A 26,640-nucleotide genomic window follows, 5' to 3' on the forward strand; every position below is an offset into this window, starting at 1 on the left:
TTTACTTACTTACATGAAGCAATCTATATGCCAATATTGATTTAATAGGTAATAAATAAAAAAATTACACCATAAGGTGTAATTTTTTAAGGTTGGAAATCATTAACATTTCACTAAAAGCCTAATGCAATACCATCACTACGTGGATCATGTGCGCCATACAATCCATCCTGTGTTATTTGAATCACCCCAGGTTGCCCTGCCAAGGGACTTTGTGCATCAATAATGTCTATTTCATGCCCCATTTGGGTGAGTTTTTGTACGATATCGGCTCCAATATCATTTTCAAGTTTTAAGGTGTCTTGGCTATTTGAAAATGTTTTTCCCAATAAAAATCTTGGCTTGGCTAAAGCTTCATAAGGTAAATTCTGATAATCAATCAAGCGCGTCAAAATAGTTGCCAACGTTTGGGGCTGACCATCTGCACCTTGCGTACCATAAAGCAAAAATGGTTGATTATTCTTTAGATAAATCCCAGGGTTTAAAGTATGGAAAGGACGTTTGAACGGGGCTAAACTATTTGGATGCTTTTGATTTAAGGAAAAGGATGCCCCGCGATTATGCCATAGGACTCCGGTATCGCCAGCCATGACACCACTGCCCCAGTCATAATAAATGGTTTGCAACATGCTGACACAGTTACCATAACTATCTACTACACCGATATAGACGGTATCGCCATGCTGATAAATTTCATTCCATTCAAGCGCATTATTTAATGAAATATTTTTACTTTTCTCCTTCAGGTAATTTTCATTAAGTAATTTTTCAATATCAAAGTGATAAAAATCTGGGTCAGCCACATATTGGTTGCGGTCAAGAAAAGCCTGTTTAATTGCTTCTACGATAAGATGGTAATACGCAGCACTATTTTCTGCTGCAATATGATTCAGTGGGAACTGTTCTAAAATTCCCATGATTTGTAAAGTTGTCACGCCTTGGGTCGGTGGCTGTAATCCACATAACACGCCATCACGATATAGAGTCTTTAAAGGCTGTTCAATTCTTGCATGCGTGCGTTTTAAGTCATTCGGACTAATTGTTGAACCTAATTGTTGCAAACCCTCGACCAGACGTGTTGCAAGTTCTCCTTCATAGAATGAACGCGCCCCATATTGTGCCAAATGTTCTAATGTTTGCCCGAGTTGTATTTGTTTGAACCGTTCACCCGCTAAAAACGGTTTCTGCTGATTGCTGAATACAGCTTGAAAACCAGGCCAGTCATTCATCTCCTGTGCACGATATTGGTACCAATATGATTGGGATTGTGTCAATTCAATGCCGTTATATGCTGCATCTAGAGCAGGTTGAAGCAGTTCCTGCCATGCAAAATGATTGCCCCAATTGGATGCAGAAAATTCGTAGGCCTTGCCCCATGTATCGACGGTGCAGGCTGTTGTAATAGCCGAATTAATTCCTCTGGTAGGAATTTTATCTTTAAAATTATTTAATTTTTCAAAAGCTTGCCCTATACCAGAGATCGTATGGACATCACCATCTTTATTGCTTAATACCATAAATGCATCTCCACCCAAGCCATTGAAATGTGGATATGTGACACTCAGCATGGAAGCAATCGCAATGGCCGCCTCAATGGCATTGCCGCCCTGTTTCAAAATTTTTAAACCTTCTGCACTCGCAGCAGTATGCGGGCTTGTCACCATAGCGGATGTAGCAAATGTACTTTTTGTATTGATATGTTGGAACATCGTCATAATGCTATCGCTACCTTATTCCGAAATTTAATTGGCATCTTAATTGCTTAAAGTAAGTAATTACTTACTTGCAACAACAATGCCAAATTTGCCCGAATCATGATTCGGAGCTGACAATAAGGTGATCTAATATGACTCAATATCAAAACCATTCTAATGCTATTGGTACTTATGCACATACTGCGTGGCATGCGTCACCAACAACTGTGTCTATGCTTGAAGCAACAAAGCCTGTAGTTCCGGTAAAAATTGATACCCAGCCACAACATGTCATTACGGATTTAAATAAAACAGCCATCATTATTGTGGATATGCAAAATGATTTTTGCACAGAAAAAGGATGGGTCGACCATATTGGGGGAAATTACGCAATAGACCGCCAACCAATTGCCCCCTTGCAACAGCTTTTACCTACCCTACGCGCTCATGATGTCCCTGTCATTTGGGTAAATTGGGGCAACCGTGCCGATTTAGCCAATACGCCAGCCAATCAACATCATCTTTATAAACCTACAGGTCAAGGTATTGGTTTGGGTGAAGCTTTACCTGAGCATGGCTCCCATGTTTTGGAAAAAGATTCCTGGGCAGCAGCAATTGTGGATGAATTAGCCCCTGAAGCCAGTGATATTTTGGTTGATAAATATCGGATTTCAGGTTTTTGGGATACAGAGCTGGACAGTATTTTAAGAAATTTAGGCATTAAAACCATTTTGTTTGCTGGTGTGAATACAGATCAATGTGTTTTGCATACTTTGACAGATGCCAATTTTCTCGGATATGGCTGCATTATGTTGAAAGATTGCTGTGCAACCAGTTCACCTGATTTTTGTACTGAAGCAACCATTTGGAATGTTAAAAAATGCTTTGGCTTTGTCTGTGATTCTACCGATGTACTCAGCAGCATTCAGAATATAGCTGGTGAATAGGTTATGAATAGTCCTTTTATTGAACCACAGCTTGCTTTCCAGCAATTTTCAACTGGCGCACTTTCACATTTAAGCTTTGCCATTAAAGATCTGATTGATGTCAAAGACTATGTCACAGGAGGTGGGAACCCCACCTGGAAAAATACACATGAACCATCGCAGCAACATGCACCCTGTGTGCAATTACTGCTTAATGCAGGTGCAACTTTTAAAGGTAAAACCATTACTGATGAACTTGCCTATAGTTTAGAAGGTCGCAACCATTTCTTTGGTACACCGCTAAACCCTAAATGGCCCGAAGCTATGCCGGGAGGTTCATCCAGTGGTTCGGCATCTGCAGTAGCTCTACAACAGGTCGATTTTTCACTAGGTACAGATACTGGTGGATCTGTACGTGTACCTGCTGCTTTTTGTGGCATTTGGGGTATACGTCCAACTCATAATGCCATTTCACTTACAGGTGTCCTTCCTTTTGCCAGTAGCTTTGATACTGTGGGCTGGTTTGCCCATGACATTGATACTTTTATTGAAGTCGCAAAAGTGCTTTTACCTGAAGATAAAACCTCACTCAATCTGAATTCTACACTCATTGGTGTCGCAGAAGCTTTTGATTATCGTCAACAAAATGCTCCTAACCAAGCAGCAGAATTAATGAATTTTGCTAAAAAAATGGGCATGCATAAACTGCAACAGATCATTCAATATCCTGTGCAGGACTGGCTAGCCTGTTATCAATACTTGCAAGATGCCTCTATCAAGGAAAATTTAGGGCCGTGGATTGAAAAATATTCACCTGAATTTGGCCCGCTAATGCAAGGTAATTTTCAAAGAGTGATGGAAAATGATGGTCGTGACAGCGCTAAATATGCAGCACTACAGGCAGAAATTTCACAACAACTGGATGATTTGCTCAGTCAACATATACTCATTTTACCCACTACACCAATGGCGTTATTAAACAAAGATATAGACTCCACAAGCTTAGCTTTATTTTATCAGCAAGCCTTAACAGTCAATGCCATAGCGGGTCTGGCTGGATTACCGCAAGTCACTATCCCTGTTAAAAATACACAAGATTATCCGATTGCCCTGTCCATTATTGGTCCTAAGCATTCTGACCTACAACTTATACAACTTGCCAAAACATTATTTCATCTCGCACAAGATGCATAAGGATTAAACTTATGATTCGGCCCAAATATTTACCTGATAACTTTAGTTTAATGATTATCAGTATGGTGATTCTTGCGAGCTTTTTGCCTATTCAAGGTCATGCTGCACAAATTTTTAGCCATTTGACTGATGCTGCAATTGCACTGTTATTTTTTTTGCATGGTACCAAGTTATCTAGAGAAGTAGTGATTCAGGGTATTAAACATTGGCGATTGCATTTGGTCATTTTTTTGGCGACCTTTGCCTTGTTCCCTGTTTTGGGCTTATTACTCAAACCTGTGATTGAGCCATTTCTCAATGCCCAGCTTTATCTGGGTATATTATATATTTGCTTATTACCATCCACCGTACAATCTTCTATTGCCTTTACCTCTATTGCTAAAGGCAATGTCCCTGCGGCTTTGTGTAGTGCATCGGCCTCTAATATTTTAGGGATGTTTATTACGCCATTTTTAGTCAGCTTGCTGATTACTAAAAACATGGACAGTACATCATTGATATCTGGAAGTTCCATTCTGAATATTGTGCTGTTACTGTTGGTGCCGTTTATTTTGGGGCAATTATTACGTCCGAAAATATTTCCAATCATCAAACAGCATCTTTCTTTGGTCAAAGTTGTTGATCAGGGTTCCATTTTAATGGTGGTTTACTCCGCATTCAGTGCAGCTATTGTTGAAGGAATTTGGCATCAAGTATCCATTTCAATGTTGCTGAATCTGGTCATGATCTGCGGATTCTTACTCGCCATTGTAATGTTATTATTACATTTCACAGCACCTAAATTAGGCTTTAGCCGCGAAGATGCCATTACGATTTTATTCTGCGGTTCGAAAAAAACATTAGCCAGTGGTATTCCTATGGCAAAAATTATTTTTGCAGGCCAACCCTTTGGTCTGATTATTTTGCCCTTGATGCTATTTCATCAAATCCAGCTGATTGTTTGTGGGATTTTAGCGAGCCATTTTGCTAAAAATGCAGAAGCATATTCCGAAAAATTAGGCTGATATTTTTATGCTATGAACTGTATCCAATTATCCAACCATTGCAGGAATGGCTTTGCCAGATAATAGATACAGTTCATCATTCATGTTGACTAAAAGTAGTCTCTGAATACTTTCAGTCATATGGATCGGATGGAAAGCTAGATCACACCATCATTTGCGCTTCTTTTTACCACTGAGCAAATCCATGGCCTGCGCATAATGTGTCGGTGCGATACGCTGAATCAGATCAATAATCTTGGCATCATTGCCAATCAATACACGGCGCTCATTGTTTTGTACAGCGTTTAAAATCACTTTGGCAGCTACTTCTGGTGGCGTTTTTAATACCTTGTTAAATGCACTGCTCGCACGTTCCGGATTCATACCAAGCGAACGAATACTGTCACTCATACGAGCACTATTGGCAATATTGGTGCGGATTCCACCCGGATGTACGCAGGTCGCACTGACACCTACATTTTCCAAGTCCAATTCCTGACGTAAAGCTTCGGTAAAACCGCGCACTGCAAATTTTGTTGCATTATAAGCACTTTGGGTCGGCTGCGCCGTTAAGCCAAACAGGCTAGAAATATTAATAATATGTCCGTCACCACTTTGCTTTAAATAGGGTAAAAAGGCTTTGGTTCCGTATACCACACCCCAAAAGTTGATATTGAAAATCCATTCTGCTTCTTCATAACTCATCCCTTCTACAGTACTCGCTAAAGCCACTCCGGCATTGTTAAAAATCAGGTTGACCTGACCGTGATCTTTAACCGTCTGTGCTGCCCAGCTTTGTACCGCTTCACGGTCTGATACATCCAGCTTTGTCAAAGTGACATGTACTGGATATTGCTTCACTTTAGACAAAGTTTCAGCCAAACCTTGTTCATTAACATCACTCAATGCCAAATGCGCGCCTTGCTGTGCCAGTTGAATCGCCAACTGCTGGCCGATTCCTGAACCTGCCCCTGTGATTGCTGCAACTTTTTGATGAAAACTTTTCATGCGATAACTCTTAATCTAATGGATAAAAATGAATGGCGTTGTATCTGTACTGTTTGAGCAACCCTATATTCGAGTTTGATCATCCGTGAATATGCTGGGTTTGACTGCTTGATCTTATGGTGAATGGCTTTAGAGTAGCGAACAGTTGGCTATGAATGAAATGATTTATTCTAATGTTGATCTATGCATATTATTCATGGAAATCTAAATTCTTAAATATCTTTGAAATTGCTACATCGCTACATAAATAGATGATGATCTATATGCTGAACAGCTTTAAGCAGAAGTCTGATTTTCTTCTCGTGACTTGAAATCATCTGCGCACAACCTCATCTTAAAATTTAAGGCTTTTAGGATTAAAGTGAGTCGCATCATGACCCCTGAACAACGCTTTCAAGCAGTGATAGCCCAATCAAAACAACATGATGATGAAAAATCTCAGAGATCTAAACTGGAAAATAATTTGATCGTCATCAGTCATGAACTGAAAGAACTGGCAGATCGAATCGAAGAACAAGTGACCGATCTGATGTTCATCGAAATGGATAATTTTTTAGAATCACAAGTCTGGAATTCAGAATTTATTAATGCCAAAAATAAAAGATATAGCCTAAATGATAAAAATATTTATATCAGTGTTCTAAAACCCGCGATTGGAAAATTTTTCTTTGTGATCAAGCATGATCTATTTGACAGCACTGAGCATCATATTGAAGCATGTTTTAAAGATAGTACGACCTTAAGTCATTTTAAAACAGCAATACAAGGTGGTGATATTAAAAATGATATACCCATCAAAGCACTTGAAGAATGGTTAAAGGGCTTACAGCTAACGCTGCAAAATTTAAAAATAGAAAGTGAAAAGCTTCAAGCTGATGGTTTGACTTATGAAGTCATTAAAGTGGGCCAAATTCATCATAAAAGACTACCTAACTTTATCGAAGCCTTTTTATCCGTTTTGGAGAATAGATAAGTGAATAGATCTCTTTCATAAATCAAAACATGATCAATATTAGATTTTTGATAAATCAGCACGGCCTCATTTGATGGATTAAATTTTTATGTTTTCGCGTAGGCAATTTCTCGACTTTTGAAAGGTCAAAAGTCGACAAAAACCTTTTGTTTCCCATACACAACGTCCTGAGCCAGTTTTAAGCACTGCTTTAAAATGCAGCGCAAGGGATGAGAAACGTGTGGCATCCATGCCACACTCATGAATCCAATACCGGATAAATCTATTATTTGTTTCAGCTTTATAAATCACTTGTAGTGATTAAAAAATGATTTATAAATGAAGTCTTATTTTAAAGATTTCTCATTCAAACCCTGAATGACCCATTATTGTTTCTAAAGCTATGAACGCTGCAATTCGTTAACCGCAGTTCCCTGCTCCGACAGCCACTTGTCACGACGCTTGAATAACGCAGGTGCCGCCTGATTGACCTGATCAATCAAAGCCTGCAAATCTGCATTCACCAGTTTGCGGTTTTCAACCACCACTTGGCCATTGACCATGGTCATATGCACATCTTGGCCTTGTACCGCATGAACCAGATTGGTATGTAAGTTCATTAAGCGACCTTGATCGATCAACGGCGTCATTCTTGGCGTCGCCATATCAACGGCAATGATATCAGCCAGCTTACCTGCTTCAAGCGAGCCAATCTGCTGCTGCATACCCAGTGCTTTGGCACCGGTCAGGGTCGCCATTTGACAGACCGACCATGAATCCAGTGCTGCGGCATCTAAATTGGAAAATTTGGCCAATAAGGATGCAGTTTTCATTTCCTCAAACATATCCAGATTGTTATTTTCTTTTTCACCATCTGTACCTAATCCCACTGCAATGCCCTGACGCAGCATTTCGGTAATGGGTGCTGCACCTGAAGCCAGTTTCATATTGGAGATGGGGTTATGAGCAACGCCTACATCATAATGCTTAAGAATTTCAATCTCGTCTGAATTGGCCCAGACGCAGTGCGCCAACAGACATTTTGGCACATCAAACATGCCTAAACGTTCTAGCGTCTGAATCGGACGCATGCCATAACGTCTAAAGTTTTCTTCAACATCGAACTGGCTTTCATTGCTATGGGTGTGAAAACCGGTCTGATAATCCTGACAGAGTTTCTGAATACGGGCCAACGCCTTTTCTTCGGCATAAAACAGATGTTCCAAACCGACCCAGACATTAATTCTTCCAGCTGCACCTTGATGCCATTTTTGAATCAGGGCTTCATTGCTATTTAAGGTTTCAAAATAGTTGTGATCAGGATGTTCTGCCACATAAGGCACCAGTACCGCTCGGATGCTCAGTTGCTCTGCTGCTTCTGCACTGCCATCCATATAGCGCCACATATCCACGATGGTCGTGGTGCCTGAAAGTAGCGCTTCGGCATAGCAAAGATAAGAAGCCATTTTGGCATCGTCCGGGCTTAGAACACGGTGCATCGGGTCAATGAACTGCTGTAACCAGTCCCAGACAGGCAAACCTTCGGCCGTTCCGCGCAGCAGTCCTGAATGACAGTGGGTGTTGATTAAACCTGGCATCAGTAAACTGTTGGCATATCGGTTCACTTCTACATGCGGGTATTGACGGGTTAATTCTTCCAGCGTGCCCACCTGCTTGATATATGCACCCTCAATTAAAATAGCCCCATGGCGAATACAGTCCAGTGCCGAATTCATGGTCAGGACATAATCTGCAGTCATGATTTTCATTGCAATATTTCCTTTGCTTGGTCTGCTTAAGGGCTAAAAGTCTTACCCAGTGAAGCAGGCAAATTTAGTTTCAGTAGTTTTTTATCACGTGAAATCATCACCAGAACCAGAATCGTTGCGATATATGGTAATGCCGATAAAAATTCATTCGGGATGTTCAGTCCAAGTGCTTGGGCATGGAATTGCAAAATGGTGACCCCACCAAATAAATAGGCACCCAGCATTAAACGGGTCGGTTTCCATGCAGCAAAAACCACTAAAGCAATGGCAATCCAGCCACGCCCGGCAACCATGTTTTCAATCCACATTGGGGTATATACCGTAGATAGAAACGCTCCGCCAACTCCCGCCATCGCACCGCCAAAAAGCACAGCGCCATAACGGATGGCCAAAACGTTGTAGCCCATGGCATGCGCACTTTCTGGCGACTCACCGACCGCTTTCAGCAATAAGCCCAAACGGGTTTTGGCCAATACCCACCACACCACGGTGAATGCCAGAATGGACAAATACACCACATAGTTTTGCTGAAACAAGATTGGACCAATAAAAGGAAGATCAGCCAGTCCGGGAATATTTAAATTTTGTAATCCCGGTAATGCGGTACTTACATAGTTCTGCCCGATGAAGGCTGAAATCCCGATACCAAAAATGGTCAGTGCCAAACCACAGGCCGACTGATTGGTACTCAGGGATAAGGTAAAAAAGGCGAATATCAAGGCCATGAGCATGCCTGCCAAAGCGCCGATGAATAAAGCAGTTAAGACACTGGCTTCATATTGCGAAGCAAAGGCAAACCCGGCAATCGCACCGACCAGCATCATTCCTTCTACGCCCAAATTAATCACGCCTGTACGTTCAGCCACCAGTTCCCCCAAACCTGCAAAAATCAGGGGAGTCGCTGCGGCCACCGTGCCGGCAAGAATCGCTGTAATTTCTATACTCATCTCTGGTTATCCTTTTTATTTACAGCATTAAGCCGTTGGGTGAACAGTTTCAGCGGGTAGCTGTTTCTTTTTGGCAAAACGGTAGCGATTTTCAATCAGCGCATCTGAGGCCAACAAGAAAAATAGTAATAAGCCCTGGAAAATACCGGTAATGGCCACAGGAAGTTGTAACTGCATTTGTGCCAGTTCACCCCCCAGATAAATCAACGCCATCAGTAAGCCCGACAACACGATGCCAATCGGATTTAAACGTCCCAAATAGGCCACAATAATTGCGGCATAACCATAGCCTGGAGAAATATTGGGATTCAGCTGACCAATCGGACCTGCGACTTCACAAATCCCGGCAATCCCCGCCATCAATCCTGAAATCCCCAAACTGAACCAGATGGCTTTTCTGGAAGAAAAACCGGCATATTGGGCTGCCATAGGCGCTTGGCCACTGACTTCTAATCTATATGCGCTGACACTTTTACGAATAAATATCCAGAACACAGCCACAGCTAACATGGTCAGAAAAATAGAGGCATTGACCCGAGTTTCCTCAATCACATAGGGTAAAACCGCACTTTCACTAAACATCACCGATTGCGGAAAATTCATGCCGTCTGGATCACGCCATGGCCCATTGACCAAATACATGAGCAGGAAAAATGCCACATAGTTCATCATCAAAGTGGTCAGAGTTTCTTCGGCATTAAAATGGGTCTTTAACAGCGCGGGAATCAGCCCCCATATCGCTCCACCAATGGCCCCCATAATGATCATCAGCGGTAGAATCCACCAGCCCAGCTGTTCAAAAAACAGGATTGCAATACCGCCACCAAAGATGGCGCCCATAGTCAGCTGTCCTTCGGCACCAATATTGAATAATTTGGCACGAAAACCGACTGCCAGACCTAAGGCAATCAAAATTAATGGACTGGCTTTAATCAGCAGTTCACTCAGGTTATAAGCTGAGCTGAGCGGCTCGATAAAGAAAATATACAAAGCCTGTAGCGGATTGACCCCCAACATTAAAAACAGCAGACTACCGACACAAAGCATGGCCAATAGCGCAATAAAGGGAGACAGCCATTTCATAAGTTGAGAAGGATGTTCTCTAGGTTCGAGTAAATGCATCAAATCACCTATTCTTCTCTTAAACTGAAATTGGCTGGATTTCAGCTGCAGCCTGAGTCGCAGCATTGTTTTTGATTCCAGCCATTAATAAACCGATTTCTTCAGCATTGGTGCTATGGGTGGCAATCGGTTCAGACAATTTGCCGCTGGCCAGTACACAGAGCTGATCACTAATTTCAAAAAGCTCTTCCAACTCTTCGGAAATCACCAGAATGGCCACCCCCTGACGTGATAAATCGATCAGGGTTTGACGAATAAACATGGATGCCCCAATGTCTACCCCCCAAGTCGGCTGTGAAACGATCAGCACTTTGGGGTTTTGCAGAATTTCCCGGCCCACAATAAATTTTTGCAAGTTACCGCCAGACAAGCTGCGTGCTTCTGCCTGTGGGCCGGCTGCCTTGACATTAAACTTTTCAATGCAATGCACGGCGAAGGCCTTGGTCTTTTCAAAATTGATCAGTCCAAAGCGGCTTAAACCCTGACGAAAAGCGGTGAGGAAAGCATTTTGGGATAAGCTCATGTTCGGAACTGCACCGCGTCCCAAGCGTTCTTCCGGAACAAAACCCAAGCCCAGATCACGACGCTCGCCCGCATACAGTCTGGAAACATTTCGTCCTTCAAAGAAGATTTCGCCCTGATCCGTCAGTTTTTCCCCAGACAGCAATGCCAGCAATTCCGCCTGACCATTGCCCGAAATCCCGGCAATACCGGTAATTTCTCCTGCTTTCAATTGCAGGTCTATATTGCTTAAAGACACACCAAAGGGATCATCAGATACATATTGCAGTTGCTTGACTTGCAGTAAGACACTTTGTTCACCTGAAAATGCCGAGTGCTGATAGGTTGGAAGTTCACGTCCAATCATAAGACGAGCCAATTCACTGGTGGTTTTTTCACTCGGTTTGACGTGACCGGTGACCCGACCATTTCTTAAAATGGTGGCTTCATCACAGAGTTCTTGAATTTCATGTAATTTGTGACTGATATAGAGAATTGATACCCCTTGTGAAGCCAGTAACTTCAGGGTTTTAAACAGCTGTTTCACCGCTTGCGGAGTCAAGACCGAAGTCGGTTCATCCAAAATAATCAGTGAAGGTTGTTGCAACAGACAGCGGATAATTTCGACACGTTGCCGCTCACCGACAGACAGCGAATACACTTCACGGCGCGGATCAATCGGCAAACCATATTGTTCCGAAACTTCAATAATTTTTTGACTAAGCTGATGCAAGTCGTATTTTTCATCCAGCCCCAGCAGGATATTTTCTGCAACGGTCAAGGTTTCAAAGAGTGAAAAATGTTGGTACACCATCCCAATGCCAAGCTTGCGCGCAGCAGCCGGGTTTTCGATGCTCACCTCTTTGCCATTCCAGATGATCTGGCCCTGATCTGCCTGTGTCGCCCCATAAATAATTTTCATGAGGGTACTTTTACCGGCCCCATTTTCACCCAAGATGGCATGGATTTGCCCCGCCTGGACTTTAAGATCAATCTGATCATTGGCTTTTAACGAATTATAACTTTTACCAATATTGACCAGCTCCAGACGTGGAACGACATGTTCTGCAGCCTGTTTTGAGTCAATATGGGTCGCGTTATCAGATAAGTCATTCATAGATAAGCTCGAAAAAATGAAAAAGAAAGGCATGAATGAAAATTTCATTCATGCCATCTGTTCTTATTTAGGTAATGCGCCGTCTACGCCTTTCACGTAATAGTTCATTTTGCCCAGCTCTGCATCAGACAAAACTTTCCCTTTCGCAATCACTACGCTGCCATCTTGTTTATATAAAGGCCCTTGGAATGGGTGAAGTGAACCTTTGTGAATGGCAGTTTGTACATTTAAGGCAGACTGTTTCACTTTGGACGGAACTGAAGGACCAAAGTTTTCAATTCTCACTGCATCCTGTTTAATGCCATACCACATTGCACTTGGCTTCCAGGTTTTTTGAGCCACTTGCTGTAAGACTGGGGTATAGATTTTTTCCCAATGTAAAACAGAAGCTGCCAAGTGTGCTTTAGGACCAAATTTGCTCATGTCCGAGTCCCAGCCAAAGGCATAGACCCCTTTTTGCTGTGCTGCTTGTACGACTGCCGGTGAATCGGTGTTTTGCATCAGCACATCAGCTTTTTGTGAAATCAGCGCCAAAGCTGCATCACGTTCTTTCCCCGGGTTAAACCATGAATTGACCCAGATCACTTTGGTTTTGACTTTAGGATTAACACTTTGCGCGCCCAAGGTATAGGCATTGATGTTACGCACCACTTCTGGAATCGGGAAAGATGCCACAACCCCTAGCGTATTGGTTTTAGTGGTTTGACCAGCCACCACCCCTAACATATAGGCACCTTCATAGGTACGTACATCATATACCCCAAGGTTTTTACCCTGTTTATAGCCAGTTGCATGCATGAATACAGTATTTGGGAACTGTTTAGCGACTTTTTCCATCTGGTTCATATAACCAAAAGAAGTGGCAAAAATCACTTTATTGCCCTGCTGGGCCAGATTACGGATCACACGTTCGGCATCTGCAGTTTCAGGGACATTTTCAATAAAAGATGTTGTGTATTTTCCAGCCAAAGCTTTTTGCGTTTTGATACGACCTTGGTCATGAGAATAGGTCCAGCCATGATCACTGGTTGGGCCAATATAAACAAAGGCCGCTTTGTCAGCTGCATGCGCCAAACTGATAAAAGATGTCCCCAAAACAGTTGCAGTACTTAAGGTCAGTACCAGTTTTTTAAGCTGTGATTTAAAGCTGATTTTTTTTTGCATGAAACGGCTCCATTACGAATGGTGTATTTCTAATTCAAGCAATAACAAGGAATTAGAAATGGGAAAATTGAACATCGGTTTAATTTTTCTGTTCACTTTCTGTTAATTAGCAAGTTCTATTCCAAAGTTGATAAAAATTAGAACATATACACCTCGTTCTGTTTTTTAGAACGAAAATATTATTTTTTATTTATAAAATACAAAAACTTATAATTTTTAACTGTTTTATTTTGAGCATTTTTTTTATTTCTGTTTTGACTAAAAAGTAAAGACCAGCGCTAATTCAGCAAAAATGCATTTTTTTAGCGCAGCCGAAATATTCACCCTCAAATATTGATAAAAAAAAGCCCAAACTTGTTCAAGTTGGGCTTTTTTAGCACTGAGAAAGCTTTTCAGCATTTAAACCTTTTCTAGGACTTTTTGCTCATCTGCATTTAAATCATAGGCTTTCCTGTACATTTCTTCCATGTGCTCACCGGCGGTGCATGGTGTGTAGCGATAACTTTCTGTAACTTGGACTGTACCCGGCAATGCATCAATATGCGTCATATAATTCGGACCATAAAAGAACGGAATGGAATAACGCGATTTTCCGCCTGCATACATATTGCGTACCCGATGTGGGTTGGATTTAAACAAATCGTTACTCCAACGTGGAATTAGGTCACCTAAATTGACCACAAAAGTACCCTCAATAGGTGGTGCAGTGATCCAAGTTCCATCGGGCAGACAAACTTCCAGGCCACCACAGTCATCTTGAGCCAGAATCGTGATGGAGCCCCAATCGGTATGCGCGCCTACACCAAAGCTGTTTTCATCAGCATCGGCTGGATGAGGCGGATAGCGCAGCATTTTCAAGGTCATCATGGGATCATGACAACACTCATCAAAATAATGCTCATCCAGCTGCAGCGATAAAGCCAATAACTGCATAATACGTTTGGCCAATAAGCTCAGTGCCGCAATATATTCCTGACAGTACTGTTCCATTTCTGGGACTTCGGCACTTGGCCACTGATTAATGCCATAGCCTTGATATCGGGCCAAAACATAGGGATGGTCATGCGGATAACTTTTACCGCAATAAAAACCTTCTTTAATATCCGGCTTGGCGTTGTAATCCAACTTTTGTGCTGCCAACTGCTCAAAACCCAAATGGCTGGCATTCAGGCTTTGATCATATTTCAGTTTGGTGCTTAAAGGCAGGTCAAAAATCTGTTCGCAGAGCGCAAATTGACGCTGAATTAAATTTAGGTCAATGCCATGATTTTTGACATAAAAGAAACCTGAACTGGTTGCAGCTTGGCGCAGCAGCTGTACTACATCATTGACCTGTTCAGATCCAGAAGCCAAAGCGCCGGTTAAATCGATTACTGGAATACTCATCGGGCAATATCACCTTTGTCAAAATAGTATGCTGTTTCCAGCACACTGTTAAAATTTAAATCAAATGAAAAGTTTATAAGTCAATCTTTAGCTATCTTATTTAGGAAATGCACCTTCTACACCTTTGACGTAATAATTGGTTTGGGCTAAATCTGCATCGGTTAAGGATTTACCTTTTGCCACCAGCAAACTGCCATCCTGTTTATAGATAGGACCGGTGAATGGATGCAAGCTGCCTTTTTGCAGAGCATTACGCACGGCTATTGCTTTGGCTTTCATTTCAGGTGTTGTCGATGGGCCAAAATTTTCAATGTTCACCGCGCCTTGTTTGACCCCATATTTAATGGCAGAAGTTTTCCAGGTTTTGGCCGCAACCTGTTTCATCACCGGCTGATAAATTTTTTCCCAATGCAGTACAGCTGCCGCCAGATGTGCCTTCGGCCCAAATTTGCTCATGTCCGAGTTCCAGCCAAAGGCATAAACGCCCTTTTGCTGTGCGGCCTGTACCACTGCTGGCGAGTCGGTATTCTGCATCAACACATCAGCTTTTTGTGCAATCAGCGCCAAGGCAGCTTCACGCTCCTTGCCCGGATTAAACCAGGTATTTGCCCAGATTACCTTGGTTTTCACTTTAGGATTGACACTTTGCGCGCCTAATGTATAGGCATTGATGTTACGCACCACTTCAGGAATCGGAAAAGAGGCCACGACACCAATGGTATCGGTCTTGGTTTTTTGGCCCGCCACCACGCCCAGCATATAGGCACCTTCATAGGTACGCGTTTCATATACCCCGAGGTTTTTAGCCTGCTTGTAGCCCGTAGCATGCATAAAGACGGTATTTGGAAACTGCTTGGCGACTTTTTCCATCGCGTTCATATAGCCAAACGATGTACCAAAAATGACCTTATTGCCCTGCTGTGCCAGATTACGAATCACACGTTCTGCATCGGCAGTTTCAGGGACATTTTCAATAAAGGTGGTTTGATATTGACCAGCCAAAGCTTTTTCTGCCTTCACCCGACCTTGTTCATGAGAATAAGACCAGCCGTGGTCACTGGTTGGCCCCAAATAGATAAAAGCCGCTTTTTCTTTGGCCTGAGACTGACTCGGAATCAGGATGGCTAAACTGCCTAAAACCAGAAAAGCACTTGCCAAAGTTTTCTTGTTTAAATTCATCAATGCAACTCCACCTAATATGTATTTAAAGCCAATATTTATTAAAAAGATTTTTAAAATCAGTTGAAACAAAGCAATTAATATTCCAACTTATTAAAACTGAATCTTTTAGCGTTCAATATTTAAAAATTTTTTATTGGATTAAAATAGATTTAAAAAATAATGATGCGTGAAAAATTAATTATCTTTTGGACCAAAAGCTGTTTTGCAATTCGGCTATTTCATCTTCCAGTTCAGGCACTGGACCAATCAGTTCCACCTCTTTTTGGCAATGGGAAAATACATAGGCAGAAGAAACGCTCATGGTTGGGTTTTCATCATGGTTACCGGTACATTCCAACAGTTTTTCTTCGGTCATGCCATACACAACACGGCCGATATTGGCCCAATAAATGGTGCCAGAACACATACAGCAAGGCTCTACCGCAGTATATAAGGTACATTGCCATAAATATTCAGCTGGATAGTTTGTGGCTGCAATACGGGCCAGAGTCGATTCGGCATGGTTGACGGTATCCATATTACATTGGGTCAAAAGGACAGTTTCATGGTCGGGTGCAACCAGAACCGCACCAAAAGGATGATGTCCCAAGCTGATGGCACGCTTGCCGACATCATTGGAAAGTTTCAGGAATTTAATGATCTGCGCTTGACTCGGGCTATTCATGATTTGTGCTGCTCTTTAATATAAATTGGACAGTGACCTTAAAATAAAAAAGCACCTTTAATATAAAAGTGCTTTTTAAAAACTATTTAAACGATATAGCGTTTAGATAATCCCCACTCGGCCAATATGCGGCGATATGTGGTTGAGGATCGATCCGCTTCAAAATGGGCTTCCATACTAATATCTAGCGGCAACTCTTCCGGTTTTTGACTTTCAACCATATCCTGGTCTTCGGCAAAAATTTGCGCATTAAAATCGTACACTGCCTGTAAATCACCGGTGGTATCAAAGTTTCGGGTCAGTGGCACAAACAGGCGGGTTTTATTGTGTGATACCGGACAACACGCATTTAAAATTTTAAGGATGCCATCATTGGGAAAATACACCTTCAATGTTGCTGAAAACGGTGGATACACATCAAACTCACGGGTCCACATAAAGCCTTCTGGCTCCAGATACTGCACGCTATGCGGATAGTTGCTGACGTTGGAAATGTAGATGCTCTTTAAGCCGTAGTCTGTGCGTTCAGTATGGTATTTCGGTACCATCTGATTTTCACGGTCAGCAAATGCCTGATGATGCACCCAGGCAAAGTGTGCAACATCAATAAAACCCTCCAGCTGTCGACCGCTAGAACCACCAATATCCACGAATGGTGGCAAAATGGCTTGATGACCTTCAGCTTCCCAGGTTTCCAGCACCGGGAAATTCGCCTCGCTTTCATCACGGCTAAATAAACTGGTCCAAATCAGGCCATATTTTTCCACCACAGGAAATTTGGTTAGGCTGAAACGCCCAGAGATTTTTGTCAGTTCTGGCTGTGCCGGAATTTTTGAGCATTTACCTTCGGCATTGTAATGTAAACCATGATAAGGACAGACGATTTCTTCACCTTGTACCCAGCCCTTGGTCAGTGGTACACCACGGTGCGGACAGATATCGCGCACCAAATGAATGCGGCCGCTTTCAGTTTTATACAGTGCCATTTTCACATCCAGCAATATGACTTGTTGTGGTGTGGTACTGACGTCCTGAATACGTGCAACCGGATACCAATGCTGCGCCAAAATATTCCAGTCAGATGGATCAAACGCACTACCATTGGGTTGAGTAAATAGATTGAGTACTGGTATTGCGTTCATATAAAACCCTTTTCTTTAATTTCGTGGCTAAGCTTTTCAAGGTCAAAAACAATGACCTTTTGCTTTAACTTGTAATTGAAATTAAATGATTTTTTAGCTTTCTGTCTATTAGAATGTTTCGTACTTCTTATTCTAAAAAATAGAACACATTCGGTTTATTTGAAGGTTTTTAAAAATCATCACGGCCACTTTGGCATAGAACTCGCATAGCCAGCAGCATGATGCACTATAAGCAAGACCATACGGCAAATTTGCCCCCAGTACCTTTATGAATACACCTTTTTCACGTTTTTCCGAATATTTTATCGCGGTCGCCAAAACCGGAAGTCTGCGCAAAGCAGCTGATCAGCTGTTTATTTCTGTTTCTGCGGTACACCGTCAAATCGCCCTGGCTGAAGAAGAGTTGGGCATCATTTTGTTTGAGCGTTTGCCGAATGGCTTAAAGCTGACTTTAGCCGGTGAATTGCTCTATGCTGACCTGCTGAAATGGCAAAAAGAATTTCAACATACCCGCATCCGTTTTGATGAAATTCAGGGACTGAATCGGGGCACCATCGAATTTGGTCTGATCTCGGCTTTAAGCGATGGTTTTATCATGCAGTCGATGCAGTATATGTATGAAAACTATCCCTGGATTCATTTTAATATTCGGGTGGCAGACAGCGAAATTATTGCGAAAAAAATTATGGATGCCGAATTGGATTTTGGTTTAATTCTCAATCCCAAAGCGCATCATCATCTGGAAGTGATTCATTTTCTGGAATTGCCGGTCGGTTTTGTCATGAGCAACACGCATCCTCTAGTTAATGCTGAAAAAATCTATTTTTCCGATACCTTAAGCGACAATCATTTTATTCCCTCTGAACCGCTGATTATTCATGATTATGTGCAGGCCCTCTATAAGCACCATCAATTTATTCCGGCTAGAAAAACCGAATCCAATGATATCCGGCTGATGAATGCCCTGATTCAGAAAAATTTAGGCATTGGTATTTTAAGCTTTCTGGATGTTTTGCCTTATCTGGAACGCAAGGAACTGGTGTTTAAACCAATTCTGGAAAAAGGTCTGCATCCCCTGACCATTGCACTTTGTGTTGCACCGAAACGTCAAGTTTCCAGAGCCTCGCAGTTAATGATTAAACACATTAGTGAACAGATGGAAGCTTTAAAGCTGCAAGTTCCGGCACTGTAATCCTAGAAATATATCAGTTGGTATAACTCTTGCTTTTTTAAATGAAATTTCAATGATTAAGGCGATGTTATGTCAACAATCTGGATTAAACATCCACTGGCAATCTTTACCGGCAACCAAAGTGATGCACGCGGTGGTCTGGTCATCCAATCAGGAAAAATTGTTGAACTGGTGCCTTTAGGCCAAACCCCAACCACACCTGTTGATGAAATATTTGATGCCAAAAATCTGGTGATCTTACCCGGCCTGATTAACAGCCATCATCATTTTTATCAGACTTTGACCCGAGCCTGGGCACCTGTGGTAAATGCACCGCTTTTCCCCTGGCTTAAAACGCTGTATCCAGTATGGGCCAAGCTGAATCCGGAACAGCTCTATTTGGCGACCCAAGTGGCTTTGGCTGAATTATTGATGTCCGGCTGTACCTTTGCGGCAGATCACCATTATTTATTTCCCCAACAACTGCATGATGCCATTGATATTCAAGTACAGGCGGCTGAAAGCTTAGGTATCCGTGTCATGTTGACCCGTGGTTCGATGAGTCTGGGTGAAGATCAGGGCGGTCTGCCACCGCAGCATACAGTGCAGGATATGCAAACCATCTTGCTCGATTCGGAAAGGCTGATCTCGAAATATCATGACCGCAGTGCAGATGCGATGGTGAATATTGCCCTTGCACCCTGTTCTCCTTTTTCGGTCACGCAGGAAATTATGCGTGAAAGTGCCCAACTGGCACAGCAGCATGATGTGCGACTGCATACCCATCTGGCTGAAACTCTGGATGAAGAACAGTTCTGTCTGGAAAAATTTGGCCTGCGCACGGTCGATTATCTGGACAGTGTCGGCTGGTTAAATCACCGCACCTGGCTCGCGCATGGCATTCATTTTAATGCCGATGAAATTCGCCGTTTAGGTGCCGCACAGGTCGGCATCTGTCATTGTCCCCATTCCAATATGCGCCTAGCTTCCGGGATTTGTCCAACCGTAGATTTAATGCAAGCCGGTGCCAAAATTGGTTTGGGAGTAGACGGTTCTGCCTCTGGAGATGCGTCCAATTTAATTCTGGAAGCCCGTCAGGCCATGTATCTGCAACGACTGAAATATGGTGCTGAAGTGATTACTCCTGAACTGGCCTTGGGCTGGGTGACCAAAGGTTCAGCGCAATTATTGGGTCGAGATCAACATCTGGGTGAAATTGCAGCTGACTTTCAGGCTGATCTGGCATTTTATACGCTGGATGACATTAAATTTTCAGGCAGTCATGATCCCGTTGCAGCATTACTGCTCTGTGGCGCAGACCGTGCGGAACATGTCATGGTTAAAGGAAAATGGGTAGTTAAGGATCAACAAGTCCTTGGTCTTGATATGGACAAATTATTGGCCGAACATCGTCAGGCCGCAAAAGATTTACTGGCCGCTTAAGCGATGTGTTCTATGTATCTTAGTCATTGAAATGATGGCTAAGATACAACTCACAGATCATTGCAATCGAACTAAGCCCAAATCACCAGTATAGCGGCAATGACCACCAGTAATAGTCCCCAATGCTCTGCCTTGGCCAGTTTTTCTTTAAAAAAGTAAGTGGAAATGAGTAGGCTAAACAGGATTTCAATCTGCCCCAGTGTTTTGACAATCGCGACAGATTGCATGCTCATGGCGGTAAACCAGCCCAAGGAAGCGATAAAGCTGCAGACACTGACTTTAAAAGTTAAACCTATTCTTGCCCACATGTCTTTTAAAGTGTGACGACTAAATAAACTTAAATAGATCAGCATGCTGAGACATTGAAAGCCAATAATGCTGACCAATACCCATGCCGCACGATGAATAAATGGTAGCTGCGGTAGCTCCAGACTGGCTTCGCGAACCAGTAAAGAGGTAATGGCAAAACATAATCCACTGCCAATCCCAATCAATAAAGTCGGCAGGGAGAGTTTTTCTGCTCTTGGACCCTTACTGAGCAAAAATACCGCGAGACCACCTAATCCCACCCCAAACCAGGCCAGTGCACTTAACTCATCACTGAGTAATGAGGCACCAATCAGTGCAGCCAAAATGGCTTCACTTTTCGCCAGTCCCACGCCAATGGCATAATTTTTTTGTTTAAATAGCTGCACCATTAGTGCCGTTGCCGCGATCTGACTGATCCCGGCAATGACAATGTAAATCCAAAATCTTGGAGTAAAAGTGACAGCAAATGGAATGGGGTGATAATGATATAAACAGGACAAGTAAATGATAGCAAAGGGAAAACCGAACAGAAAACGTGCCAGCGTCACGCCATACACATCTACAGTCGTACTCAGCTGCTTTTGAAACGCATTACGCCAAGCCTGCATAAATGCAGCCATGAGGGTAAAGAGAATCCATATAGATGCCATTACTCAACCAGATTAAAGCGTTAAAGTACTGTAATGTACTCCTTCAACATTGAATTGACGAATCTTTTTCCAGGAAAATGGTGATTTTTATAAAAATGATCAGTAGAAAAATCCAATAAAAAACCCTTCATCACGAAGGGTTTATACTACGTGAAATAGCCAATTATTAATCTAATGGATTACCCACAATATTGCTGATAATGCCTTTCATAATATGTGGCCCCTGTTCTTTTCTTAATTCTTCATACCATTCTTTGGTCACGACTTCATCTTTCATATGTGTGACATCACAGCGTTTCCGTGCACGTAACACCAACTCATTGGCGCGTTCATTGCGTTTATTTTGATAACGCTTTAAAGCATCTTGTAGACCTAAGGTATTAATTTGTAAGGCGCGGGCCAAATAAATCGCATCTTCCATGGCTTGGCATCCCCCCTGACCAATATCTGGCGTGGTACTGTGTGCTGCATCACCGACAATCACCACACGGCCTTTATAAAATTGGGCAAAAGGTTCAATGTCATGAATTTCTACACGGTTGGTTTTTTGCTCATCCAATGCGTCAATTAAATGCTGCACCGGTGCACACCAGCCATTAAAATATTGTTTCAATAAATTTTTATATTCAGCTTTATTGTTTTCTAAACCGACTGGAAGTGGCACATCAAAGAAGAAATAAAATTTTCCGTCTGCCACAGGCATCAGTGAGACACGTTTTCCCTCACCGACAAAAGTCGTCCACTGGTCTGCCGGCGAAAGATCATCACGGATGTCGACCAAACCATTCCAGTTAACATAACCCGCATAACGACGTGAAACCTGTTCACCCAATACATAGGCACGCGTAATCGAGTGGGTTCCATCGGCTCCAATCAACAAGTCAGTTTTAATTTCGCTACCATCGGCAAATTCAACCAGTACTCCATCTTCCTGTTCCTGTAGCGCAACCATTCTTTTGCCCAGTTGAATATCATCACGGCCAAACTCATCCATTAGCATATTTTGCAAGTCGGCACGTGCCACCGGATACGGACGCTGTCCTACTTCTTCAATCAAGGGCAATAAACTGAATTGGGTCATGGTATCGCCAGTCAAACCATCCATATACGCCAGCTGATCCATCTGACCGCCTAATTTGGCGACCTGTTCAGTCAGGCCCAGGTAATTCAAACATTTCACACCATTTGACCAAAGAGAGATGGCTGCACCGACAGGTAAAATTTGCTCTGCTTGCTCATAGATGGTGACCTTATGTCCAAACTTTTTCAGTGCAATTCCTGTGGTTAATCCCCCCATCCCTGCACCAATAATTGTAATCTCCATCTATTTTCTCCTCTGAATATATTGTTTCTGCTCCTTAAAAAGCTAAAACCGTGCCATTTTTTCAAAAACATGCACCGATTTTTTTCAAAAGTTGGCACACGCTGTGCATCAACATGGATCTAAACACGAGTTTTTATAGGGCCTTAAGCTGAAGTTGGGCCTGTTTATAAAAATTAATATTCACGTTATTAGTAGTTTGAATGGAAAATAACTATGGCAACATTAATTGCACCTATTTTTGATCTTCCTGTGCATATACAACAACTCACCAACTTGGCAGATAGCAGAATTGGTGCAGAAGTACTTGAATGTTCAGATGATTTTTTTGCTGAAGCAAATCGAATGCTGCAATTTGATGCCCCGATTTTTGTCGAAGACAAGTTTGATGATCATGGCAAATGGATGGATGGTTGGGAAACCCGTCGTAAACGTCACGCCGGCTATGACTGGGCCATCATTCAGCTTGGGGTCGCAGGAACCATTCAGGCAATGGATATAGACACCACCTTTTTTACCGGGAACTATCCGGCGTCGGCTGCGGTTGAAGCCTGTTATGCACCAAATGGTGACTTAAGCACAGCAACATGGCACTCAATTTTACCAAATAGTAAATTAGGTCCGGGCCAGCACCATATTTTTGAAGTCTCTTCCGAGCAAGTGTTTAGCCATGTGCGCTTAAATATTTTCCCAGATGGCGGTGTAGCACGCTTTAAAGTTTATGGTGAAGTCAAAATTCAGGTTCAGGATCGTGATCAGGTACTGGATTTGCTGGCGCTGGAAAATGGCGGTCGGGTTATTGCTTATAGTGATGCGCACTTTGGGCATCCGCGTAATCTGATTAATCCGGGTCGTGGTATAAATATGGGCGATGGCTGGGAAACCAAACGCCGCCGTGAACCCGGTTTCGACTGGTGTATTTTGGCCTTGGGACAAAGTGGTGCAATCGAAAAAATTGATATTGATACTGCCCACTTCAAAGGGAACTTCCCTGCACAAGTTTCTATACAGGCGATTGATATCGAAAATGCAACCGATCAACAGTTGATTCCGCAAAGCATGTTCTGGCCATATCTTTTAGAAGCACAAGACATGCAAATGGATCATATTCATAGCTTTATAGAAGAAATTTTACAGCATGAAAAAATTTCCCATATTCGGGTGAACATGATTCCAGATGGCGGGATTAGCCGTATCCGTTTATGGGGAAAAACTGCAAAATAAATGTGAATACTATGACAATACTCACGGTAAAAATACAGCCTTTAACTACAGCGAACTTTGCTGCGTTTGGTGAAGTTATTGCGTGTAAAGGTAACGATTTTTTTTATATTAATGAGCAACAGACAGAGCGCTATCATGCACTGGCAGAAGTGGAAACGGATGCCAAGGTTGGACTGAGTATTTTCAGGAATATTCAAGCCACGCAAGTGCCTTTTGAAATTGCCATGCTGGAAAGGCATCCGGTCGGGTCACAGGCCTTTATCCCCATGCAAGGACAGTCGTTTTTGATTGTAGTGGCTCCGGCTCTGGATCAGGACATGCCCGATCTGGAACAGATTCAAGCCTTTATCAGTGATGGTTCACAAGGGGTCAATTATCGTGCCGGAACATGGCATCATCCCTTATTGACACTTGAAGCGCCCAGTGAATTTGTGGTGATAGACAGAATTGGGACTAGCCCTAACTGTGATGTATATCCCTTCCCGGATAAAATTTCTATCACTCAATAAAGCAATAAAAAAGCCCTTGTTCTCAAGGGCTTTTTTATTGACTGATTTAGAAATGATATTTCACTAAAGCACTGACATTGTTTTCGTCTGCATTTTTAATTCCATATTTGTTGGTCCAGACTGAATGTTCAATACCTAAATACAAGCGAGTATCTGGTGAAATATGTTTACCTGCATTCCATTTCCACTGTGTGGTCCAGTTACGTTCACTTTCATGATCATCTTCTGAGGTTGACCAGTCTAGGAAACCATCCACCAGGAAGTCTTCACTACCCAATTTGAACGGAATACCATATACAAAGGTAAACTGGTAATCATCATCTATATTGTCGTTGTTCGCACGGTATAAATTGACCTGTGCATATTGGAAATATGGAATGCTTAAATCAAATCCAATTCCGTATAAGTAGTTATTAAAGCCTTCACCACCTTCCCAAGTGGTCGCAACCAGTACATCTTTAATTGGGCCCAATTCTAGTTTTGTACCCGAAACTGCACCCAAACTTAAACGTGGTGATGCTTCAAAATAGCTTTCTTTACCACTGACATCATTTTCTGTACGGTCAATAAAACCAAAGAAATCACCATATTTTAATTTTGCTGTATATTCAAATGTAGCCGTACTTTGATCGTCTTCACGGGCAATTAGCTCGTAGTCTTTGCCATACAAACCAGAAATACTGAAGTCTTGCCAAATTGGTTGTGCATGTGCGCCAATTGCAGCACTTGCTAGTACAGTTGCAGTGAATAATTGTGTTAATTTCATAGAAGTTTAGCCCCAAAATAGGAAAAATAATTACAAGATTAATAAAGCAAAAACAAAGCCAAGTTTTTTATTTTTTGATAAAAAAAGCCCATGAGATGCATGGGCTTGTATACGCTAGTGAGGGTTAATGGACTGACTCTGCAATATTCTTTGCTGTAACTGTATGTTTGGTTTTAAAAATATTTAAATGATTGAAAAGAATATTTAAAATAATCGCCATTAAACAGGTTGAACTAATGCCTGAGTGAAACAATGTTTGAACCCATTTAGGGAAATTTGCATAGAATGAGTGATCAATAATTGGAATCATGCCGGCAGCAATCGCTGTTGCCACAATAATCAGATTCTTTTGCTCATTATAATCAATTTTTGCCAATGTACGAATGCCACTTGCAGCCACTGTTCCAAAAAGCACCAATCCTGCACCACCAAGTACCGGAACTGGTATCGCTGCAATTAAACGCCCCATAATTGGTAATAAACCCAAAACCACTAAAATCATGCCCCCTGCTGCCACTACAAAACGGCTTTTGATACCTGTGATCGCAACCAAACCTACGTTTTGGGCAAAGGCACTTTGCATAAATGATCCAAAGATCGGTGCTAGTGCACTTGACAACATATCAGCACGTAAACCATTAGAAATACGTTCTGAATCTACTTTTGTTCCTACAATTTCACCCACAGCAATGATATCTGCTGTAGTTTCAGTCATGATCACTAAAGTTACTATCAGCATGGAAATAATGGCGGTCAATTCAAAAGTAGGTATACCAAAAGCAAAGAAACTTGGAAGCTGTACCCATGCACCATTGCCCACTTTACTAAAGTCGCCAAAACCCATCAAATAGGCGAAAATAGAACCAATCACGATGGCTAAAAGAATAGATAAACGACGGATCGCGGCATTCTTGGTCAGGTTTAAACAGATCACAATACCAAGCGTTAAAAGTGCCAAGCTAATATTTTCCACACTTCCCCATTCGGGTGCCTTATTGTTACCGCCCATCATCCAGCGCACAGCCACAGGCAACAGTGAAAGACCAATAATGGTGATCACGCAGCCAGTGACCACTGGAGGGAAAAAGCGAATAATTTTAGAAAAATAGGGCGCCAGAAAGAAACCGATGAGCGAGGCAACGATCACTGCGCCATATACAGCCGATAAGCCGCCACCGGTGGTGACAATGGCTACCATGGTGGCCACGCCGGCAAAGGAAACCCCTTGTACCAGTGGCAACTGAGCACCAATATATTTCACACCAATGGTTTGCAATATCGTTGCCAAACCACCAACAAATAAAGCAGCGGCAATCAGCAAGCCAATTTGCTGTGCCGATAAACCTGCTGCTGTACCTACAATCAGGGGTGGTGCAATAATTCCACCATACATGGTTAATACATGCTGTAAACCGTATGCCGCACTTTTTGCAGCGCCTAAATATTCATGTTCTGGTGCAATGGTTTTGCTTTCTTCAGTCATTGTTTTTCTTCCC

23 protein-coding genes are annotated in these 26,640 nt (G+C 42.4%); 8 read left to right on the forward strand and 15 right to left on the reverse strand.

What is annotated here, in order from left to right; translation table 11 throughout:
* Positions 1–113: 113 nt before the first annotated feature.
* Positions 114–1,709: a gamma-glutamyltransferase gene (gene ggt, locus FB6_RS14580; protein WP_217427348.1), complete on the reverse strand. Its 1,596-nt coding sequence runs from the start codon at positions 1,707–1,709 to the stop codon at positions 114–116.
* A gap of 137 nt (positions 1,710–1,846) precedes the next feature.
* On the opposite strand from ggt, the gene FB6_RS14585 reads away from it, so the two are divergent.
* From FB6_RS14585 to FB6_RS14595, 3 genes are read left to right on the forward strand one after another with little or no spacing between them, the layout of a single operon-like run.
* Positions 1,847–2,641, forward strand: a complete 795-nt coding sequence (locus FB6_RS14585; protein WP_174560639.1) for a cysteine hydrolase — start codon at positions 1,847–1,849, stop codon at positions 2,639–2,641.
* 3 nt (positions 2,642–2,644) lie between these two features.
* Positions 2,645–3,814 carry an amidase gene (locus tag FB6_RS14590; RefSeq protein ID WP_174560640.1) on the forward strand — a complete coding sequence of 390 codons (1,170 nt, stop codon included), beginning with the start codon at positions 2,645–2,647 and terminating at the stop codon, positions 3,812–3,814.
* An 11-nt stretch (positions 3,815–3,825) separates the two neighbouring features.
* A complete protein-coding gene (locus FB6_RS14595; RefSeq protein ID WP_174560641.1) occupies positions 3,826–4,818 on the forward strand; it encodes a bile acid:sodium symporter family protein in 993 nt (330 codons plus the stop codon).
* Between the two features lie 150 nt (positions 4,819–4,968).
* On the opposite strand, the gene FB6_RS14600 is transcribed toward FB6_RS14595, so the two are convergent.
* Positions 4,969–5,805, reverse strand: coding sequence for an SDR family NAD(P)-dependent oxidoreductase (locus tag FB6_RS14600; protein ID WP_174560642.1), 837 nt, complete (start codon positions 5,803–5,805; stop codon positions 4,969–4,971).
* A gap of 361 nt (positions 5,806–6,166) precedes the next feature.
* Here FB6_RS14600 and FB6_RS14605 point away from each other — a divergent pair, with 361 nt between their 5' ends.
* The gene (locus tag FB6_RS14605; protein WP_174560643.1) at positions 6,167–6,778 is read left to right on the forward strand and encodes a hypothetical protein; all 612 of its coding nucleotides are present in this window, start codon (positions 6,167–6,169) and stop codon (positions 6,776–6,778) included.
* Between the two features lie 380 nt (positions 6,779–7,158).
* Here the strand turns inward: FB6_RS14605 and FB6_RS14610 are convergent, their stop codons facing one another.
* The 9 genes from FB6_RS14610 to FB6_RS14650 all read right to left on the reverse strand — a co-directional run bounded on the left by FB6_RS14610 (position 7,159) and on the right by FB6_RS14650 (position 17,751).
* A complete protein-coding gene (locus FB6_RS14610) occupies positions 7,159–8,526 on the reverse strand; it encodes an amidohydrolase family protein (RefSeq protein WP_174560644.1) in 1,368 nt (455 codons plus the stop codon).
* A 26-nt stretch (positions 8,527–8,552) separates the two neighbouring features.
* Complete coding sequence (locus FB6_RS14615) at positions 8,553–9,473, reverse strand: ABC transporter permease (protein WP_174560645.1); 921 nt, start codon at positions 9,471–9,473, stop codon at positions 8,553–8,555.
* Between the two features lie 27 nt (positions 9,474–9,500).
* The gene (locus tag FB6_RS14620) at positions 9,501–10,595 is read right to left on the reverse strand and encodes an ABC transporter permease (protein WP_174560646.1); all 1,095 of its coding nucleotides are present in this window, start codon (positions 10,593–10,595) and stop codon (positions 9,501–9,503) included.
* Positions 10,596–10,614: 19 nt separating this feature from the next.
* On the reverse strand, positions 10,615–12,213 hold the full coding sequence (locus tag FB6_RS14625; protein WP_174560647.1) for an ABC transporter ATP-binding protein: 1,599 nt from the start codon (positions 12,211–12,213) through the stop codon (positions 10,615–10,617).
* A gap of 63 nt (positions 12,214–12,276) precedes the next feature.
* Entirely contained in the window at positions 12,277–13,377 is a 1,101-nt protein-coding gene (locus FB6_RS14630; protein WP_174560648.1) for a BMP family ABC transporter substrate-binding protein, read from the reverse strand.
* 399 nt (positions 13,378–13,776) lie between these two features.
* Positions 13,777–14,763 (reverse strand): isopenicillin N synthase family dioxygenase, encoded by a 987-nt coding sequence (locus FB6_RS14635; protein WP_174560649.1) that lies wholly within the window; start codon positions 14,761–14,763, stop codon positions 13,777–13,779.
* Positions 14,764–14,859: 96 nt separating this feature from the next.
* Positions 14,860–15,942, reverse strand: a complete 1,083-nt coding sequence (locus FB6_RS14640; protein ID WP_174560650.1) for a BMP family ABC transporter substrate-binding protein — start codon at positions 15,940–15,942, stop codon at positions 14,860–14,862.
* Positions 15,943–16,123: 181 nt separating this feature from the next.
* Entirely contained in the window at positions 16,124–16,609 is a 486-nt protein-coding gene (locus FB6_RS14645; RefSeq protein ID WP_174560651.1) for a nucleoside deaminase, read from the reverse strand.
* A gap of 86 nt (positions 16,610–16,695) precedes the next feature.
* Positions 16,696–17,751 (reverse strand): aromatic ring-hydroxylating oxygenase subunit alpha, encoded by a 1,056-nt coding sequence (locus FB6_RS14650; RefSeq protein ID WP_174560652.1) that lies wholly within the window; start codon positions 17,749–17,751, stop codon positions 16,696–16,698.
* A gap of 268 nt (positions 17,752–18,019) precedes the next feature.
* On the opposite strand from FB6_RS14650, the gene FB6_RS14655 reads away from it, so the two are divergent.
* Together FB6_RS14655 and FB6_RS14660 are read left to right on the forward strand one after the other, a co-directional pair.
* Complete coding sequence (locus tag FB6_RS14655) at positions 18,020–18,943, forward strand: LysR family transcriptional regulator (protein WP_174560653.1); 924 nt, start codon at positions 18,020–18,022, stop codon at positions 18,941–18,943.
* Between the two features lie 69 nt (positions 18,944–19,012).
* Positions 19,013–20,365: an 8-oxoguanine deaminase gene (locus tag FB6_RS14660; protein ID WP_174560654.1), complete on the forward strand. Its 1,353-nt coding sequence runs from the start codon at positions 19,013–19,015 to the stop codon at positions 20,363–20,365.
* 71 nt (positions 20,366–20,436) lie between these two features.
* Here the strand turns inward: FB6_RS14660 and FB6_RS14665 are convergent, their stop codons facing one another.
* Together FB6_RS14665 and hpxO are read right to left on the reverse strand one after the other, a co-directional pair.
* Complete coding sequence (locus tag FB6_RS14665; RefSeq protein WP_174560655.1) at positions 20,437–21,324, reverse strand: DMT family transporter; 888 nt, start codon at positions 21,322–21,324, stop codon at positions 20,437–20,439.
* A gap of 166 nt (positions 21,325–21,490) precedes the next feature.
* Complete coding sequence (gene hpxO, locus FB6_RS14670) at positions 21,491–22,648, reverse strand: FAD-dependent urate hydroxylase HpxO (RefSeq protein WP_174560656.1); 1,158 nt, start codon at positions 22,646–22,648, stop codon at positions 21,491–21,493.
* 213 nt (positions 22,649–22,861) lie between these two features.
* Between hpxO and alc the strand changes: the two genes are divergently transcribed.
* Complete coding sequence (gene alc / locus FB6_RS14675; RefSeq protein ID WP_174560657.1) at positions 22,862–23,869, forward strand: allantoicase; 1,008 nt, start codon at positions 22,862–22,864, stop codon at positions 23,867–23,869.
* Between the two features lie 11 nt (positions 23,870–23,880).
* Positions 23,881–24,378: an ureidoglycolate lyase gene (locus FB6_RS14680; RefSeq protein WP_174560658.1), complete on the forward strand. Its 498-nt coding sequence runs from the start codon at positions 23,881–23,883 to the stop codon at positions 24,376–24,378.
* Positions 24,379–24,424: 46 nt separating this feature from the next.
* On the opposite strand, the gene FB6_RS14685 is transcribed toward FB6_RS14680, so the two are convergent.
* The gene (locus FB6_RS14685) at positions 24,425–25,144 is read right to left on the reverse strand and encodes an outer membrane protein OmpK (protein ID WP_174560659.1); all 720 of its coding nucleotides are present in this window, start codon (positions 25,142–25,144) and stop codon (positions 24,425–24,427) included.
* Between the two features lie 124 nt (positions 25,145–25,268).
* Positions 25,269–26,627, reverse strand: coding sequence for a nucleobase:cation symporter-2 family protein (locus FB6_RS14690; RefSeq protein WP_174560660.1), 1,359 nt, complete (start codon positions 26,625–26,627; stop codon positions 25,269–25,271).
* Positions 26,628–26,640: the final 13 nt, after the last annotated feature.

Source organism: Acinetobacter bouvetii (assembly GCF_902753875.1).
Lineage (GTDB): Bacteria > Pseudomonadota > Gammaproteobacteria > Pseudomonadales > Moraxellaceae > Acinetobacter > Acinetobacter bouvetii_A.